10 protein-coding genes are annotated in these 17,137 nt (G+C 60.5%); 3 read left to right on the top strand and 7 right to left on the bottom strand.

What is annotated here, in order from left to right:
* Positions 1-94 precede the first annotated feature (94 nt).
* From H8B13_RS18705 to H8B13_RS18695, 3 genes are all read right to left on the bottom strand, one after another.
* Positions 95-1,288: a glycoside hydrolase family 88 protein gene (locus H8B13_RS18705; RefSeq protein WP_187312343.1), complete on the bottom strand. Its 1,194-nt coding sequence runs from the start codon at positions 1,286-1,288 to the stop codon at positions 95-97.
* 250 nt (positions 1,289-1,538) lie between these two features.
* Entirely contained in the window at positions 1,539-2,960 is a 1,422-nt protein-coding gene (locus H8B13_RS18700; RefSeq protein WP_187312342.1) for a RagB/SusD family nutrient uptake outer membrane protein, read from the bottom strand.
* Positions 2,961-2,986: 26 nt separating this feature from the next.
* A complete protein-coding gene (locus H8B13_RS18695; protein ID WP_187312341.1) occupies positions 2,987-6,058 on the bottom strand; it encodes a SusC/RagA family TonB-linked outer membrane protein in 3,072 nt (1,023 codons plus the stop codon).
* Positions 6,059-6,361: 303 nt separating this feature from the next.
* Between H8B13_RS18695 and H8B13_RS18690 the strand changes: the two genes are divergently transcribed.
* Positions 6,362-7,336, top strand: a complete 975-nt coding sequence (locus H8B13_RS18690) for a LacI family DNA-binding transcriptional regulator (protein WP_187312340.1) — start codon at positions 6,362-6,364, stop codon at positions 7,334-7,336.
* Positions 7,337-7,784: 448 nt separating this feature from the next.
* On the opposite strand, the gene H8B13_RS18685 is transcribed toward H8B13_RS18690, so the two are convergent.
* The 4 genes from H8B13_RS18685 to H8B13_RS18670 form a co-directional block, all read right to left on the bottom strand.
* Positions 7,785-9,011: an aminopeptidase gene (locus tag H8B13_RS18685; RefSeq protein ID WP_187312339.1), complete on the bottom strand. Its 1,227-nt coding sequence runs from the start codon at positions 9,009-9,011 to the stop codon at positions 7,785-7,787.
* A gap of 123 nt (positions 9,012-9,134) precedes the next feature.
* Positions 9,135-9,710, bottom strand: a complete 576-nt coding sequence (locus H8B13_RS18680; RefSeq protein WP_187312338.1) for a hypothetical protein — start codon at positions 9,708-9,710, stop codon at positions 9,135-9,137.
* Positions 9,711-10,117: 407 nt separating this feature from the next.
* Positions 10,118-13,219, bottom strand: coding sequence for a histidine kinase (locus H8B13_RS21625; RefSeq protein ID WP_187312337.1), 3,102 nt, complete (start codon positions 13,217-13,219; stop codon positions 10,118-10,120).
* A 415-nt stretch (positions 13,220-13,634) separates the two neighbouring features.
* Complete coding sequence (locus tag H8B13_RS18670) at positions 13,635-14,288, bottom strand: response regulator (RefSeq protein WP_187312336.1); 654 nt, start codon at positions 14,286-14,288, stop codon at positions 13,635-13,637.
* A gap of 451 nt (positions 14,289-14,739) precedes the next feature.
* On the opposite strand from H8B13_RS18670, the gene H8B13_RS18665 reads away from it, so the two are divergent.
* Entirely contained in the window at positions 14,740-15,075 is a 336-nt protein-coding gene (locus H8B13_RS18665) for a hypothetical protein (protein WP_187312335.1), read from the top strand.
* A 1,045-nt stretch (positions 15,076-16,120) separates the two neighbouring features.
* Entirely contained in the window at positions 16,121-17,101 is a 981-nt protein-coding gene (locus H8B13_RS18660; RefSeq protein ID WP_187312334.1) for an aspartate carbamoyltransferase catalytic subunit, read from the top strand.
* Positions 17,102-17,137 lie beyond the last annotated feature (36 nt).

The following is a 17,137-nucleotide window of genomic DNA, read 5'->3' as shown; positions in this document are numbered from 1 at the left end:
GAGAATCCTTTTAGAATTCACTGTGGCAATCTCAGCACGCGAGATGCTTCGTCCCGGGCTTGATGTGCCACAGGCTCGGCCTAACGGTCAGAGTTTATTGGAGCGCCAGCGTCGCGTAGTTTTTATAGCGCCACAAGGCTTCTAGGAAGTAATAATCGGCATACACCAGCGGCACGTCAATTTCCGAGTTGGAGGGCTTGTTGCCGGTGGAATGCTTCAGCAGGAAAAAGTTATTGGTGCCCGCCGCGGCCAGATACTGCGGTGTGCACAGGCTGCTGAGCATCGCCGTGGCCGCTTCTTGATACTTCTTTGGGCTCTTCGAGTATTTGCTTAGCTCCAGCAACCCCGACGCCGCCACGGCGGCGGCCGACGCGTCGCGGGGCGAGTGGGGGATGGCCGGGTCGTTGAAGTCCCAGTAAGGAATGTGGTCGGGAATCTTGTTGGTGTGCTGGATGAAATAGTCGGCGGCGTGTTGGGCGGCGGCGAGGTACTGCTTGTCGCGGGTGAAGCGGTAGAGCATGGTGTAGCCGTAAATCGCCCAGGCCTGGCCCCGCGCCCAGCAGGAGTTGTCGGCCAAGCCCTGGTGGGTCATCTGCTGGCGCAGCTGGCCGGTGGCGGGGTCAAAGTCGAGGACGTGAAAGGTGCTGTAGTCTTTGCGAAACCGGTATTTCAGATCGGTAGTAGCGTGGGTTTTGGCGATGCGCGCCAACGCCGGGTCGCCGCTGAGCTTGGCCGCCGACAGCAGCAGTTCCAGGTTCATCAAGTTATCGACGATAACCGGGTACGTGAAGGGCGCGAAATCCCAGGAGCGAATGGCGCCCACCGTCGGGCTGAAGCGTCGCACCAAGGTAGTGGAGGCTTGGAGTACTACTTCTTTATACTTCGGGTTCTGCGTTAACGCGTAGCCTTGCCCGAAGGAGTTATTGATAATAAAGCCCAGATCGTGGGTGCTGGTCGTGTTCTTTTCCGCCTCCAGCGTCTCGGTCCAGGCGGCGGCGCGGCGGCGCCAGCTTTCTTGGTTGGTAAGCCGGGCCATGTACCACAGGTTGCCGGCAAAAAATCCGCTGGTCCAGTTGCGGGAGGAGGTCAGCAGGATGGTGCCGTCTTCTTTGGTGCTGCGCGGAAACTTGGTGCTGTCGGGGTATTGGCTGAAATAGCCCGTGTATTGCTTTTCCGCCCGCGCAATCACTGCTTCCACCGGAATGGCGGTGGCCTTTTGAGCAAACGCTGCCTGGCTGGATAGCGCCCAGGCGGAGAGAAAAAGAACGGCTCTGTGCTGTACTCCCATTACTTCATGTTAAGAATGAGTCCGTAAAAGGCGACGCGAATGCGGCTGATTTTGATGACGTGGCAGCAAGCGAATGATGGCTGTAAGGGCGCCCAAAAATTGCCTTCACTTCAACCGGAAAACCAGCGGCTGGGGCAATTTCTGATCGTCTGCGCGTAAGCATGATTTCCGGCAGCATTTGCAGATGCAACCGCCCGCTCACAACGCATTTGTCACGCTCAAAAAAGCCCCCCACCGCCGTTTTCGAAGGCTAGAAGCCGGGGTTTTGCGTGAGGTTGGGATTCAGCAGCACTTCGCTCTGCGGAATCGGGAATAGCAGGTAGTTATCGCTAATGGTGCGGTTGAACGTGGCTTGCTGCACCGGCTTCAGGCGGTTGAGCCGAATCAGGTCGTAGCGGCGGTGGCCTTCGTTGCACAGCTCCCAGGCGCGCTCCCGCACCAATAAGTCCACGAATGCATCTTTGGTAGTGGCCGTGAGCGGCAGCGGCGCCAGGCCCGCCCGTACGCGCACGCGGTTGATGCCCTGGTACTTGGTCGCGTCGCCAGCATTCAGGTTGTTCAGCGCTTCCGATTGCAGGAGCAGCACGTCGGCGAAGCGGGTAATCAGCCAGTTCACGCGCGAGTCGTTGCCGATGCGGCGGTCATCGCGGAATTTGTTGAAGTAGTACTGGGGCAGCACGGTAGTGCCGGCACGGTTGCTCACGTTCCACTCCTTGCGCACGTCGGTGGCCGCGTAGGAGTTGACAAAGGCATTGGTAACCGTGAACGAGGCAAACCCACCCAGCAAGGCCGGCAGGTGTTGCCGCACGATGATATTGCCCACGTTGGGGGGCAAATCGAACTGCACGGAGAGAATATGCTCCGGCCCATTTTCCCGATCGGGCAGGAACACGTCGCCGTACACCGGCGCGAGGCTGTACGTGTTAGAGGAAATCACGCGGTTGCAGGCGGCCAGGGCATTTTGGTTGTCCGTGCCTTGGGCAAACGCCGTGCCGGCGCGGGTCAAATACACCTTGGCCAGCATCGCGGAGGCGGCTCCCGTGGAGATGCGTCCTTTGCTGGCGGCCGGAATTTGATTTTCGGGCAGGCAGTTAGCCTCGGCAAAGGTCAGATCGTCAATGATTTGCTGATATATCTGCTCCTGGGGCGTGCGGGAAGGCCGCAAATCATCATTCGGGCCCGCCACGGGCGTTAGAATCAGGGGCACGTCGCCGAAGCTGCGCACCAGCTCAAAATACCCTATAGCCCGCAAAAAGCGCGCGTTGCCGACGATGTTGTTTTTGCGCGCCTCATCCATGTTGATGGGGGGCGTTTTTTGGATCACATCATTGGCCCGGCTGATCATGCGGTAGGTGTTGATCCACCAGAAGGCAATTTCGCCGTTGTTGGCGGTGTAGGTGTAGCGGCTCAGCTCGGCCCGGTCGCCGGTCGCGGCGCCCACCACCTCCAAGTATTCGCCTGGCAGCTCCGTCACCAACCACACGGTGCGGCCGTAGTGGGTTTGGGCTTGCATGGTGCTAAACACGCCGTTCAGGGCGGCCGTGGCATCGCCCTCGTTTTGGTAAAAGTTGCTGCTGGTCAAAAAGTCGTAGGGCTTCTCTTCCAGAAACTTCTCGCAGGAGGAGAACAGGCCAAGGGAACAGATGCCTAGGAGGATAATCTTCTTTTTCATGTCAGTTGCGATTATGACCTAGTTGATTAAAAGCCAATCCGCACGCCCGCAATGAAGGTCCGGGTGGTGGGAAATGCGTTATAGTCCGTGTTCAAGCTCAGGCTGGAATTACCAAACGAATTCACTTCCGGGTCGAAGCCCGAGTAGTCCGTAATGGTAATCAGGTTCTGACCCGTCACGTAAACGCTCGCCGATTTCACGGTGGCGCTGATGCCCTGCGGCACCGGCACTTGGAGGGAGATAGTGGCGGTTTTGAGGCGCACAAAGCTGCCGTCTTCTATCACGTCGCTCGTGATGCCGGTATTGCGGCGCACCACGCTGTTGGCTTTCGGAATGGTGTTGCTGGTGCCGGGGCCGGTCCAGCGGTCTACCACCGTTTTCAGCTTGTTGGGCGCGACAAACCCTGACTCCAGCTCGTAGCGATTCAGGTTCAGGATGTCGGAGCCTTCTACGCCCTGAATAAAGAAGTTCAGGCTCACGGGCCCCAGGGTGAAGTTGTTGGTGACGCCGTAAATAAACTTGGGCTGGGCCTGCCCGATGATGGTGCGGTCGTTGCCGTCAATGCGGTTGTCGCCGTTCAGGTCGGCGTAGCGCGGGTCGCCGGGGCGTACACTCGTCGTGATACCGCTGGCCGTAATTTCCTCGGGTGTCTGCCAGATTCCCTGAAACACGTAGCCGTAGAAAGCGCCAATGGGCTCCCCGATGCGCAATACGCTCGTGGCGCCCGTAGCACCGGGGAAAATGCTGGTGCTGGACTGACCCACAAACCGCTCCCGCTCCCCGTTCAGGTCGAGCACTTCATTGCGGTTGAGCGACAGATTCAGATTGGTATTCCAGGAGAATTTGGGGGTATCAAAGTTCACCGTATTCAGCGAGAACTCGAAGCCTTTGTTCTGCACGCTGCCGGCATTTTGCAGAATGTTGGAAAAGCCCGAGGTCTGGGGAATAGACACTTGCAGCAGCAGATCCGTGGTTTTCTTGTAGTAGTAGTCCGCCGTCAGGATGACGCGGTTTTTCAGGAAAGCCAGGTCAATGCCCACGTCGGCCGACGCTGTTGACTCCCAGGTCAGCTCAGGATTCGGGATGTTGGAAGCCGTCAGGCCCACCAAGCGGGTAGTGCCGGCGGTGTAGGCGTTTAAGCCGTAGCGCCCCACCGATTGATAGGAGCCAATTTCCTGGTTGCCGGTGATGCCGTAGCTGGCGCGCAGCTTCAGGTCGCTGAAAGCAGTCAGGTTCTCCATGAAGCGCTCATCGATCACCCGGTACGCCACGGCCGCGGAGGGGAAGTAGCCCCACTTGTTGTTTTCACCGAACCGCGACGAGCCATCGGCGCGCATGGTAAACGTGAACAGGTACTTCTCGAACAGGCGGTAGTTGACGCGGCCAAAATAAGACGCCAATGTGTTCTCGCTTTTCCCGGATATGGGGGTCAGAATATTAGCTCCAATGCCGAGGTTATCGCTACCCAGCGCATTGGTAAAGAAGTTATTGGCCGCCGCGGTGTAGTTACCATTGACAAACTGCTGGGACGTAAGGCCCACCACCACGTTCAGGGCGTTGTTCTCGTTCAGCGCCCGGTCGAAGGTCAGCGTGTTTTCATTCAGCCAGCTATAGTTGCTGTTCGACGCTTTCGTTGCGGAGCCATTGGTATTTTGCCCTACAAACGTGGTAGACGGAATAAACTGGTCGCGCTGGTTGCCAAAAACATCAACGCCGCCCGAAATCCGCAGCTTCAGGCCCTTCAGAATTTCATACTCGCCGGCCACGTTGAGTAAGCCGCGCGTGATGGTAGCCTCGTCCTTGGCCAGGTCGGCGTAAGCCACGGGGTTGCCGCCGATTTCCACGTAGGGTATGGGCTGATTTTGCAAGGTGTAGTTGCCGTCGGCGTCGCGCACGGTTTGGGTGGGGCTAAACCGGAGGGCATCCAAAACCACGCCGCCCCCGCTGCCCCCGTTGGTATTCACGGTGGTGCGCTGCTGGAGCGTACGGGAAATCTGGCTAGTGAAGTTGACGTTGATTTTATTGCTGACCTTCTTATCCAGGTTCAGCCGAACAGAGCCGCGCTGGAAGCCCGAGTTTTGGATAATGCCGTCCTGATCGAAGTAGTTGAAGCTCAGGTTGTAGCGCGTATCCGCGTTGCCCCCGTTAAAGCCCAGCTGGTAGTTGCTGATCCGGCCCTGGCGAAAAACCTCATCCTGCCAGTTGGTCCCTTCCCCCAATTGATCTATCTGTTGCTGGGTGAAGGGTAAAGGGGTAGTCGTTCTGTTTTCTAAGTTGTTGAGCGCCTGGGCCTCGTTCAGGTAAGTAGCGTACTCCGTGGCATTCATCAGCTCGTACTGCTTCCGGATATTGCTCACGCCGGTGTAGGCCTCAAAGCTGATGGTATTGGCGCCCGCCTTGCCTTTTTTGGTGGTGATAATCACGACCCCATTGGCCCCCCGCGAGCCATAAATGGCCGTGGCCGACGCATCTTTCAACACCTCAATCGACTCGATGTCGCTGGGGTTGATGGAGTTCAGGTCGCCAGCACCGGGAAAGCCGTCAATCACGAACAGGGGCTCATTGCCGGAGTTGATGGAATTCGTGCCCCGGATGCGGATCGACACGCTGCCGCCCGGCTCCGAATTGGTTTGCGTGACCTGCACGCCACTCACGCGGCCCTGCAATATCTGCTCGGGCCGCGTAATAGGTACTTCCGCTACCTGCTCCGCCGATATGGAAGCGACGGAGCCCGTCACGTCCTGCTTGCGCTGGGTGCCGTAGCCCACTACCACTACATCATTCAGCTCGGTCGTTTTCTCCTTTAGCTGCACCGGACCAACGGTAGAATTGCCCCCCGCGCTCACTTCCGTCGACTCAAAGCCGATAAAGGAGAACACCAGCACCGGCGCGCTTTCCGTGGGCACCGATAGACTAAACTTTCCTTCCGGATCAGTGGAAGTCCCCGTGGTAGTGCCTTTCACCACTACCGAGACTCCCGGGAGCGGCGCCTTGTCGACGGCGCTCAGCACGGTGCCGGCCACCTGCCGGGTTTGGGCATGGACCGATAAGCTCGCGACCAGCGCCAGGAAGATCAGCAAAAGAGTAGGTGTTCGCATGGGACGGGTAGTTGATGGAGAATTAGTATGGTAATCTCCTCAAACTCCCCATCTATCAGCTATTGGGGGGCTTTTTTATTTACGTAAACGTTTACAGTGATTCATAAAAATCTCTCCGTTTAATTATCTAAGATTGACTGCGGATCAGATCGATGAATTATGTAAGCTTCTACCCTCATCTACCCCAACTGAATGTAGAAGCATAGCTACCATTTCTGTAGCTTCTTTCAACTGCCAGCGTTGCTCCCCACGATTGTTTTAAAACGAAATATTTCGTTTGCCCTCTTTTTGCTAAGTTAATTGATGGAGCCGGTAAACCTGAAGCGACTTGCCCAAGAACTGAAGCTTTCGGTGGCTACGGTATCCCGAGCCCTTAATAACAGCAGCAGCACCTCGCCGGCGACCAAGGCCCGAGTAGTAGCCATGGCCTCCAAGTTGAAGTATGAGCCAAACCCCCACGCCAGCAGCTTACGCAGACACACCAGCAAAACAATCGGCGTGATCCTGCCGGAAGTAGCCAATCCCTTTTTCTCGCTGGTGGTAAACGGGATTGAAGAGGTAGCGCGCGACCAGAATTACCACGTCTTACTTTATCTGACGCATGATAATTATGAGCGGGAAGTGGCCATTACCCGCTTACTAGTTGGAGGTCGGATCGACGGCGTGTTAATGTCCGTTGCGAGTGCCAGTCAGGATTTTACTCATCTGGATTTACTAAGAGAGCGCAATATCCCAACTGTGTTTTTCGACCGGGTGTACGACGGCCTCCACACGGCGCAGGTAACAACGGATAATTGCGACAGCAGCTACGCGGCAACTGGCCATCTCATTGATAACGGCTGCCGCACCATAGCCCATTTAGCCGTGTCAAACAGCTTATACATCGGGCGGGCGCGCACGCGCGGCTACGCTGCCGCGCTGCACGATAACCGGATTCCTTTCGATGATGAATTAGTGCGGTACGCGCAACCCAGCCAGCGCCAGGATGTGGCCATGATTCAGGGCTTACTGCAACGTAGGCCGGATATCGACGGCATTTTCGCGTCGGTCGAAAGCCTGGCGATGAGTAGCTATGAAGCCTGCCAGAATCTGGGGCTTTCGATCGTAACAGCGATAAAAATCATTGCCTTCTCCAATCTGGAAATAGCCACCTTCCTAAGCCCTCCCCTTACCACCATCACCAACCAGCGCACGCTATGGGCCAAGCCGCCGCCCGGATACTGTTTGACGCAATCCTGGAAAACACGCCGCTTTCAACCAGCCACAGCCTGGAATTAAAATCAGCGTTGGTTGTCAGAAGCTCTACTTTGGCTGTGAGCTAAGTAGCGCGCATACAATTGGGTTGCTGGGTTGAAGGATTTCCTTAGAATAAGGAATTCTTTTTCCAAAAGGGCGGATTCCCATGCTCAGCACTTTTTAGCTTCTGAGCGTAGTTGGAGGAGGTGCCGTAAGCTACGCCTAGCTGCTTGCTGACTTAGTTCATCGACACGGCTTCGGGCAGGAGTTGGGCGGGCCTGAGCTAGACGGGGGCGGGCCCTGGGCCTTGCCCCTAGGCTAAAAGCGTAGCGGTCGTCCCTGGGTCAAGTCGACGACTTCGTCTCCGTCAACCCTCCCGAGCGCGAAAAGCCCCGCGTTCCTTTGCAGAGGGCACGGGGCTTTGTTCAGCAGATGCTCTAGGGGAGAGTTTAGCTTAAGCAGCGCAACCGCAGGCCGAGGCTCCCCACGGCTACCGGCTACCGGATTTCTGCATTTTCTTGCCCCCGGGGGAAGCTTTGGCCGTGGTCGGTGCCACCAGTTGGCCGTTGCGGACAATTACTTGGCCGTCCACTTCCACGGTCGCGTTGGCGATGGGGAAGCCATTGCTGGTCGCAGCCTTGTTTTGACCGCCCTGCAGTTCATTGCCCCCAACTCCCACGAGTACCATGCCCGCCGCCGTAGCCGGGTTATAGCCTTTCTGCTCCTGCGCCTTCATGGCCGGGTTCAGGCCAATAGAAAAGTAGCTGAGCTGCATCACACTAGGATCATACGTTGCAAGATACTTCTGCAAATCTTCGTTGCCCACGTCTGCCTTCGCGTTCGCCATCTGGCCCCCTTTGAAGTCGGCTTTGAAGCCTTGAAACGGCTTGCCATTCCACGTGCCGGGAGAGGCCACTAACCGGCCCGTGGCCGAGGTCTCCAAGTTGGTACCATAGACCCGCCCTCCCGGTAGAGCAGCCGTGCGGTTATAGATTAGCTTCTCTTGTTGATCGGCGGCCGTCAGCACGCCATCATCGACAAAGACGGGGCGAGCGGCGAGCTGAAAGGTTAGGTCCGTGCCCGCGGGAGAAGTGATATGCACTTTTTTGCCCGTGGCCAGCAGTTGCTTCAGTTGCTGCGCCTGGGTGGCGATGGCCGTATAATCGGCGCCAATGCCCGCCCACACCATTTGCTCATAGCCAGCGTAGTCCATTTGCTGGTTCGCTGCGAAGCTTTTACTGGGGTAGCTCACAAAAACGCCCCGAACTTTGGCAGCATCCAACTTTTTGTTGAGCCCCGCCTCGGCCGCCACTTTCGCAAATTTAGCCTGGCGTTCCGGCGTCGTGCCGGCCAGCACCGTCTTGGCGTCTTCTACGCTGGGCAGTTGAATCAGGACATCCGCCCCTAAGAGCCAATCATTGGATTTCGAGGCTTGAATCGCCGACTCGGGCATTTCCACGCTGGTGGCATGGGCGACTTTATCGGTATTCAGCAGCATATTGGGTTGCCCTCCTGCGCGGGCTACTTCCACGGCCACGGCCTCCATTAGGGGCAGGGTGTGCTGGCCGCCGGTAATCATCACCAGCTCCCCGGGCTTGACACCGGCCGAGGTGTTGACGATCTGCTTGGCAATCTGCTCATAATTCTGGCTAAATGCGGGACTAGCCAGCAACAGCAGACCGAGCAGCCCACTGGTTTGTACGTAGCGGTTTTTCATGCGAACGGGGAATGGAGGGTGAGAAATGGGGAAAAAAGGATCTGAGGCCGCCGTGTTGTTAACGGCTACGGCGCGCGGTGGGGCTGGGGAAGGTGGGGCCGGTAGTCATGAAGCAAGTACCCACTACTCAGTTGGTGGGCGTGAGCTGCTGAGGGTGGGAGCCGACACTAGTACCGTAAAGGGCAGCCCGTTGCTGGTGCCGCCGGCCGTCGTCACGGTTACGGTGTAGGCGCCGGGGGCCAGGCCTGCCGGTACCACGATGCCCCTGATGCTGGTCGCACGGGCCACGAAGCCAGCCGGCGCGTTGGTGGCCGTGCTGGCGCTGGTAAAGGTCACGGCCGTGACCCCGCGTAAGCCGGTGCCCGTCAGACTAAGTAGGCGCCTGGCCACGCCCCTGCTGGCCGAGAGGGCCGTGAGGATAGCGAATGGCATGTCATCCTGGTAGATGCCTAAGTAGGTCCTCACCGCTAAGCCGTCACCCACTGCGGGGCAGCTGCCCCCGGCGTACTCGTCGCCGCTGCCTTCCTGGGCCCTCGCATTCGCTGTGTTGTTCACGCCCGTGCTCCGCTTACTCCACGCCGTGCTATCCCACCTGGCATGCCAGAGCTGGTGGCGGGCCGAGCTGGGAAGGCGGGCGGGGGCGTCGGGTGGTGGGGCGTCGGGGCCACAAGTGGCGGCTAAAGGGTAACAGGTACGCATACGCTTGGGGAAAAAGGGAAAAGTGAACATATCGCGGCTTTCTCCGCGGCCGCGGCCGGCAAATACAATTCCATCCACTAATTCTACAAATCTACCAGCCACCGCAAAGCTGCGCTATGACACGTTGGTGTCATGCTATAAACTAAGAAGTTGTGGTACTTTGTCGGGGTGAATAGCCCAGTGCCCGCATGCCCCCGGCCGCCTCGGGGCTCCCGGGCGTCAATTTAAACCCATCACCTCGAACAAGCGAACGTTACGGCAGGATGCGGCCCAGCATTTCTGCGCAGGGCGGCAGCTAGTTGTTGCTGCTTACACCCACCCCTGGGCGGAACACGCGGCCGACGGGCAAGGGCTGACGCGAGCGTAGCCCCCACGGAACACCTCAATGTACCGCGCGGGATGGGGTGCTACCGCGCCAGCGGCAGGGCCACCACCACTGCGAAGCCTGTTGTCACTGGCTCGTAGCGCACGGTGCCGCCCACGGCCTGGGCGCGGGCCTGCATGTTGGCTAGGCCCCGCCCGCCGGGCCGGGGGCGGCCGTCGTGGCCACGGCCGTCGTCAGCCACGGTGAGAGTGAGGCCAGCCGGGTCCGCCGCCAGCTGCACGGTGACCGTGGTGGCGTGGGCGTGCTTGACCACGTTGTGCAAGGCTTCCTTGTAGATGAGGTAGAAGTTGTGGAGCCGGGCTGGGGCCAGTTCCGGGTCGGGCAGGTCGGGGGCTATGCGGAATTGCACGTCGAGACCAGCGGGGGGCAATACCTCCTGGGCGTGGTCGCGCATCCGCTCCAGCAGCTGGCTGAGGCGCAGCGGGCCGGCGTGGAGGCTCCACACCACGTCGCTCATTTGCTGGCCGGCCTGGCGCGAGGCCAGGGCCAAGGCGTCGAGCCGGTCCCGGGTCTGGGCCGGGGTGTGGGGGGTTTCGCGCAGCAGGTCGCTGTGCATGCTGATTTGGGTGAGCAGGTTGCCCACGTCGTCGTGCAGGTCGGCGGCAATGCGCTGGCGCAGGGCGTGCTCGGCCTGCCAGCGCTGCTCGCGCCGCCGGCCGCGGTGCTGCTGCCACCCGTACACCCCACCCACCGCTACCGCCAGCATCAGGGCCGTGAGGGCGACCCACACGCCGGGCCGCCGCCACCAGTAGGTGCGCGCCCGCACCGGCACGCGCAGCACGTTGCGGGTGGGCGTGCCCAGTTCGGTTTCGCCCCGGATGTCGAGCGTGTAGTCACCCGGTTCCAGCCCCTGCAGGCGCAGGCGGTTGCCGGGGCCCAACTCCTGCCAGGGCGCGGGCCCCGTGCCCCGCAAGCGGTACGCGAAGCGTCCCAGCTCGGACCCGCCGTCGTCGCTTAGGCTCAACGCCAGTTCAGCAAAAGCGTCGCCGGGGGCCAGTTCCAGCCCCTGGGGCAGGGTGCCGGGCAGGTAGTCGGTGCGGATAGTATCGGGCTGGGCGTGGTGCTGGGTGAGGCTGGTGAGCAGCAGCCGGGGCCGGGGCCCGGCCGTGGCCAGGTCCTGGGGGGCGAGGACGCTCACCCCGCCCACCCCGCCCACGTACAGGCGCTGCCGCCCCGCGTCGTACCAGCTCGATTGGCGGTTCAGCTCGTTGGTCGCCAGCCCATCGGCGGTGGTCAGGTCGCTGCGCCGGCCGGTGCGGGGCTCGTAGCGCACCAGGCCGTTATGCGTGCCCACCCACAGCACCCGCCCCGGCCGGGGGGCCAGCACAAAGGCCACCGCCTCGCTGGGCAGCCCCCGGCCCAGCGTCAGCTGCCGCCGCACGCCCCGCCGGGGGTGGAGCAGCAGCAGCCCGGCGTCGAGGGTGCCCACCCACACGCTGTCGGGGTGCGCGGCCAGCACGCAGCGTAGCAGGCTGGTGGGTAGCCGGTAGGGCGGCGGCTCGTCGGGGCCGTAGTGGCGCAGCGCGCCAGTGGCCGGCTGCAGGCAGTACAACCCCCGGTTGGTGGCCAGCCACAGCTCGCCGTTCGCCCCTTCGCTCACGGCCTCAATCTCGCAGTGGTGCAGGGGCCAGGTGGGGTCGCCTTCACGGTAGCGCCGGCGTGTGCGGCGGGCCAGGTCGAGTTCAAACAGGCCCTGCTGCCCGCCCGCCCACACCCGCCCCGCCCGGTCGCGCAGCAGGCAAAAGATGGTTTTCCCGGTGGGCTCGGGGTGGGTCCCGACCCATCTGATTTCCTCAAACCGCCCCCCCGCCAGCAGGCCCACGCTTTGGTCGTTTTCAAAGCCCACGACCAGGCGCGCGTCGGGCAGGCGCAAGCTGCAGTACCAGACGCGGTCGGGTACCTGTCCCCACCAGCGGCGCAGGGGGGCCAGGGGGCTATCAGCGGCCTGCGTAAACGTGCCCGAGTAGCTGCCCACTAGCAGCCGCCCATCGGCTAGCCGGCTGATGGCGCGGGTGCTCAGGCGCTGATCGCCAGTCACGGGCAGCGCCTGAATGGGCGCCCGCCAGGGGCGCACCTTAAACACCCCCGGCATGCCTTCGGCAAACGCCCACAGCCCCGTCCGGTCCCGGTTGAAGCCCAGCCACCCGTTCCACTCGCGGGCCAGGGGCAGCGGGTAATGCTGTAGCTCGGGTGGCAGCCGCCGTCGCCGAATGGACAACGCCAATAGCTCGCCGCTGCCCAGCCAGTACCAGGTGCTGTCCAGTTCCAGCACGTTCAGGCGCGGCACGGCGGCGGAGGAACGGTTGCGCAGCCAGCGGGCTAGTACCCGCGGGGGCTGCGATGGCCGACGTTCATAGAGCACGCTGTCGGTCAAGAAGTAGGGGCCGGAGGGCAGGCGCAACGGCCGGGTGTTCAGCTGCGTCCGGCGGGCGTTATTGGCCGTCAGCACCCGGTAGCGTTGGCTGTGGCTGGCCACCGGCACTACGCGGCCACCTGGCGTCAGCCGCCAGGTGCGCTCAAAGCTGAACAACAGCAGCTGTCCCGCCGAATTGGGCTCGATGGCCGCGATCAGGCCCTGCGGGTACTGCCACACCAGCCGCGCGGGCTGTTGGGGCCGCCGGAGCGAGAGCCGGAACACCTGGCACGGGTCCATCCCTCGGCCAAACCACAGCGCACCTCGGTGCAACAGCAGGGCGTTGATGCGGCTGTGCCGGCCCGTGAGCCGAGGCAATGGCACTTGGCGCAGCTTGCCGGTGGCGGGCACGAAGGCGTAGAGCCCGTCGTGCATACCGACCCACACCGTGCCGGCCGAATCGGCCAGCACCCGGATGGCCTCGCCACGCAGGTGGGGCCCTTGCCGCACCAACTGGTTGAGGGGTACCAGCTGCCGGCCGTCGTAGCGAAACATGCCCTGCCGGGCGGCCAACCAGGCGAAGCCCGCCGGGTCGCTGCTTACGTCGCGGACCCCCACCGTGCTCAGCACGCGATCCGGCTGTTGCACCAGCGTTTGGGCCCGCACCACCGGCCCCGTACCCAGCAGCCAGCCGCTCACCAGCCAGCACAAGATTGTCGTTCGCTTAAGCCGCATGCCAGGCAGCCGGTGAAAGATGGGTATATAGATCACGCGGCGTTGGCGCCAATTCGTTAGTTGAGGTCGTTTAACCCGCCAAAAGCGGGTAGGTCGGTATGCTTAACTTGCTCCAGCAAGCAGGTTTGGGAAGTCTCTAGGAGCAAGCGCCGAGTGGGGCTCGTGTTGTCGTAATCGAAATACGTCGTTACGCGCTGCTGTCCGGTGACTGCTGGGCCACCAGGTGGCCTTGCAGCCCGCGGAGGAGGAAGAGCAGACAGGGTATCTGTTTTGTCATAAAGTCAAGATTATCTTAGAATATTACTCTACAACGGTACAACATAAAGTCCTAACGTGAAAGAGGGAGATGCTGCGGGGCCCTGCCTAGCACTGCCGGTGCTTGGAAAAGGGTTCGTTGCTTCTCCACTCAGGACAACGCCACCAAAAAGGCCGTTAGGCAGCGCGTTTAAATCTAGTCGCGCCGCTTCAGGGCCAGGGCCAGCAGCTCGCCTTTCGAGTTGATGTGCAGCTTGCGGTACACCGACCGCAGATGGTTCTTCACCGTATCGAGGCTGATGCCGAGGGCGTCAGCGATGAGCTTATAGCTGAGCCCTTCTTCCACGGCCGTCACAATTTCCTGCTCGCGGAGCGTCAGGCGGGCCGCGGGCGTCGCCGCGACGGCCACCGGCGGTTGCCGCCGAAACGCTTGCAGCACGTGCCGCGCCACGGCCGGCGACATGGGTGAGCCGCCGGCGGCCACCTCCAACAGGTTGGCTTTGATGACGGGCAGTGGGGTATTCTTCACTAGGTAGCCTACCGCCCCCGCGCAGATGGCCTCGAACACGCGGGCTGCATCGGTGTAGACGCTCAGCATGAGCACCTGCGCCGCCGGCAGCCGGGCCAGAATGAGGGGCAAGCCCTCGATGCCCGAGCGCCCCGGCAGGCCAATGTCCGAGAGCACCAGGGACGGCGGGGTGCCGAGCGCGGGCAGCTGCCGAAAGAAATCCTCCATCGATGCTGCCGTCAGCACGCATTCAAACTCGGCCTGCGCGCCCAGGTAGTGGTGCAGCATGTCGCGAATGGGGGTCTGGTCTTCGATAATGGCTAAGGGCAGGCGCGTGTGCATGGGCCAAAGGTAACGCCCTTTCTCACCCGGCGCTATGACACAAAAGGGGGAGAAAACCCTGCCTTACCCCCCGCGAAAGGTAAGGCCGAATCAGCGACGTTCAAGCGGGATAAGATGCGCGGTTACCCGCTAGCGAAGCGGCGCTGCTGTTAAGCAACTACCACTGCTGTGCTAGAAGAACACGCAGCGTACTCAGTTCTCTGCTGGTAAGTGGGCCTCGGCTAAAAGTTGGGTACAAAAGGTAATCGGAGAAACTGCTGGTCACTTCGCTTTTCCAAGATTAGCAAGGTGTTCACGCCTAGTAATCAAACTCTTGCCTGTATCAGGCAGCTGCTTTAAAGGTCAGAATACAGTTCACTCGTCACCTGTAGTGAGTTAAAAGTACTTTGGTTGATGAACACGTTCTCTGCACTTAATTAGTCTGTTTTCCGTCTGCTTCGCTGGCTGTTGAGTGCTCAGGCAATTTGTACAGAAATACGGACGTCCCTTCGAACAAACAGCCGTAGCAACCGCTATATGCCGGATTTTAGCGGGTAGGTGCCCAGTTGGAAGCGAGTCGCTTGACTTCTGTACCCAACTTTTAACCGAGGCCACCATGGCCCGGCCGCTGCTACGCACGCCCACCGCGGTGGTGGAGCAAATGGGCGGCGGGCTGTGTGGCTTGCCGCTCCGGGCGCGGGCCCCGGAAGTTATCCGCTACTTCCACCGGCGCAAGGAGGGCCACCTGGCCCATCATCGGGGTGGGATCTTCACCCCCGCTGACGCGCAGGAAAAGCGGGCCGCGTAGAGCTGCACTGGTGCAGCTCTACGCGGGCTTCATTTATCTAGGCCCGACGGTTTGTAAAGCGCATAGGCCGCCAACTAGTGCGGCAGGGGTAGGAGGGTGTGGGGTCATTAAGCAAGATGAACCTTAGGCGGAGCGCAGTCAAAGCATGACGGCCTGGAGAGCGTCAAAACAGCTTTTTTATTGGTGTCCACTCACCCTAGGTTGTAATCGTTGTCGCGGATGCTAGAGGTATTAGTTCCTAACGGCTGGAGCGTAGTCGGCACCTCGGAAAAGGTCGGGTTCACGACCGGGAAGGGCACGTACTTGTTAAGGGTGACGTAAGGAAGGCTACTGCCCAAAACTGTTTAGCCTAACCAGACCACCTTAATACCAATTGTGCCGGCCGAAAATGAAGCAGCCAGGAACTACCGAGCAGTTCCTGGGCTGTTTGCCGCCGGAGCGTGGCGGCCTGCCGGCTGTAGAGGCTGCGGAATAAAGAGCTAAAGTTAGGGTGGAATGTCCTTGCCAAGCAATTGGTTACGCGAGCCCTAATTTTTTTGCTGGCGAAAAGAATGCTAAAAAGTGGGTCCTTTAGCCCGTTAGGTCGAAAATGAAATTTGAGAAAAGCAGCGCGAAAAAAAAATCAACCTTGCCGATGCGTTGCCGGGCGCAACAATGCCGTAGTTTTGCAGCATGCTTCAACAAAAAAACTTGTTCCTGAAGCGTGGGACCCCGCTCTACAGGGAACCGCGAGTGGACCGGAAGGTCTGCGCCGCCATCGGTTTTTTCGATTTAGCCGCTGGTATTTCCGTTGTTTTTTCTGAGTGTTGCCCCGCCGCCGTTTCGGATTCCGAAACGGTTTTTTTATGTCCGTCGCGTTCATCAACTGTTGCCCCGCCGCCAATGATTACCTCCCGTGGACGCCAACACCCTCTCCCCAGCCGGGGCAGCTGCCACCATCGGGTTGGCCCATCCTGGCAGCCAGCTCCTGCATCCTAGGTCGGGGCAGATAAGACTTCACCTTGTCCTTTTAAGCTAGACGACCTCACTTTTCCCCAACTCCGGTATGGCACGTAAAGACCTGCTCGACATCGCATCCCTTCACCGTGAGGAAATCGAGTTCCTGCTCGACCAATCCACGTCCTTTAAAAAGCTGTTCACCCGCTCGGTAAAAAAAATCCCCGCCCTCGAGGGCAAGTCCGTGCTCATGCTGTTCTACGAGGCCAGCACCCGGACGCACTCCTCCTTCGAGGTCGCGGCCAAACGCCTCTCGGCGGAGGTAACGAATTTCGATGTCGCCCACTCCTCTATCACCAAGGGTGAGTCGGTACGCGAGACAATTGAAACGCTCCAAGCCATGCGCACCGACTACATCGTCGTGCGCCATGGTCACCCCGGCCTGCCCGCTATGATTGCCCGCCAAACCACGGCGTCGGTCATCAATGCCGGCGACGGGGCGCATGAGCATCCCACCCAGGCCCTGCTGGATGCCTTCACCATCAAGGAAAAATTCCCCGACCCTCGGGGCAAAAAAGTCCTCATCATCGGCGATATTCTCCATTCCCGCGTCGCGCGCTCTACCAGCACCCTGCTGCAAAAGCTGGGCGTGGAGGTCGCTTACCTGGGCCCGGGCTCCCTGGTGCCCAAGTATATCCCGGAAAGCATCCCCCGCTTCACCGACTACGGGGCGGCCCTGGCCTGGGCGCCCGATGTGGTGTACCTGCTCCGCGTGCAGCTGGAGCGCCAGGACGTGCAGTTTTTCCCCAACGTCCGGGAATACCACCGGGTGTACGGCATCACCAACACCCGGCTAGCGGAAATCCGCGACCGCGGCCTCTACATCATGCACCCCGGCCCCGTGAACCGGGGGGTGGAGCTCTGTGACGCCGTCATGGACTATGAGCGCAGCCTAATCACCAACCAAGTTGAAAACGGGATTTCCGTTCGCATGGCCGTACTCGACTGGCTCACGCCGGGGGGCGAATTTCCGCGGCAAGAAGCGTATGCCGCCCCGCTACGAGCCAACTCACCGGTGGTTACGCCCTAAACGCCTGACGCGGCGGCTGACTCCGCTCTTTAATCT

The sequence above is a fragment of the Hymenobacter sp. BT188 genome (assembly GCF_014333585.1).
Lineage (GTDB): Bacteria > Bacteroidota > Bacteroidia > Cytophagales > Hymenobacteraceae > Hymenobacter.
This window is presented reverse-complemented; position numbering and strand designations above follow the sequence as displayed.

Coding starts and splice junctions, on each gene's coding strand:
- H8B13_RS18705 (WP_187312343.1), bottom strand. CDS start 1,288: ATGGGAGTACAGCACAGAGCCGTTCTTTTTCTCTCCGCCTGGGCGCTA.
- H8B13_RS18670 (WP_187312336.1), bottom strand. CDS start 14,288: ATGCACACGCGCCTGCCCTTAGCCATTATCGAAGACCAGACCCCCATT.
- H8B13_RS18700 (WP_187312342.1), bottom strand. CDS start 2,960: ATGAAAAAGAAGATTATCCTCCTAGGCATCTGTTCCCTTGGCCTGTTC.
- H8B13_RS18685 (WP_187312339.1), bottom strand. CDS start 9,011: ATGAAAAACCGCTACGTACAAACCAGTGGGCTGCTCGGTCTGCTGTTG.
- H8B13_RS18680 (WP_187312338.1), bottom strand. CDS start 9,710: ATGCGTACCTGTTACCCTTTAGCCGCCACTTGTGGCCCCGACGCCCCA.
- H8B13_RS18690 (WP_187312340.1), top strand. CDS start 6,362: ATGGAGCCGGTAAACCTGAAGCGACTTGCCCAAGAACTGAAGCTTTCG.
- H8B13_RS18695 (WP_187312341.1), bottom strand. CDS start 6,058: ATGCGAACACCTACTCTTTTGCTGATCTTCCTGGCGCTGGTCGCGAGC.
- H8B13_RS18660 (WP_187312334.1), top strand. CDS start 16,121: ATGGCACGTAAAGACCTGCTCGACATCGCATCCCTTCACCGTGAGGAA.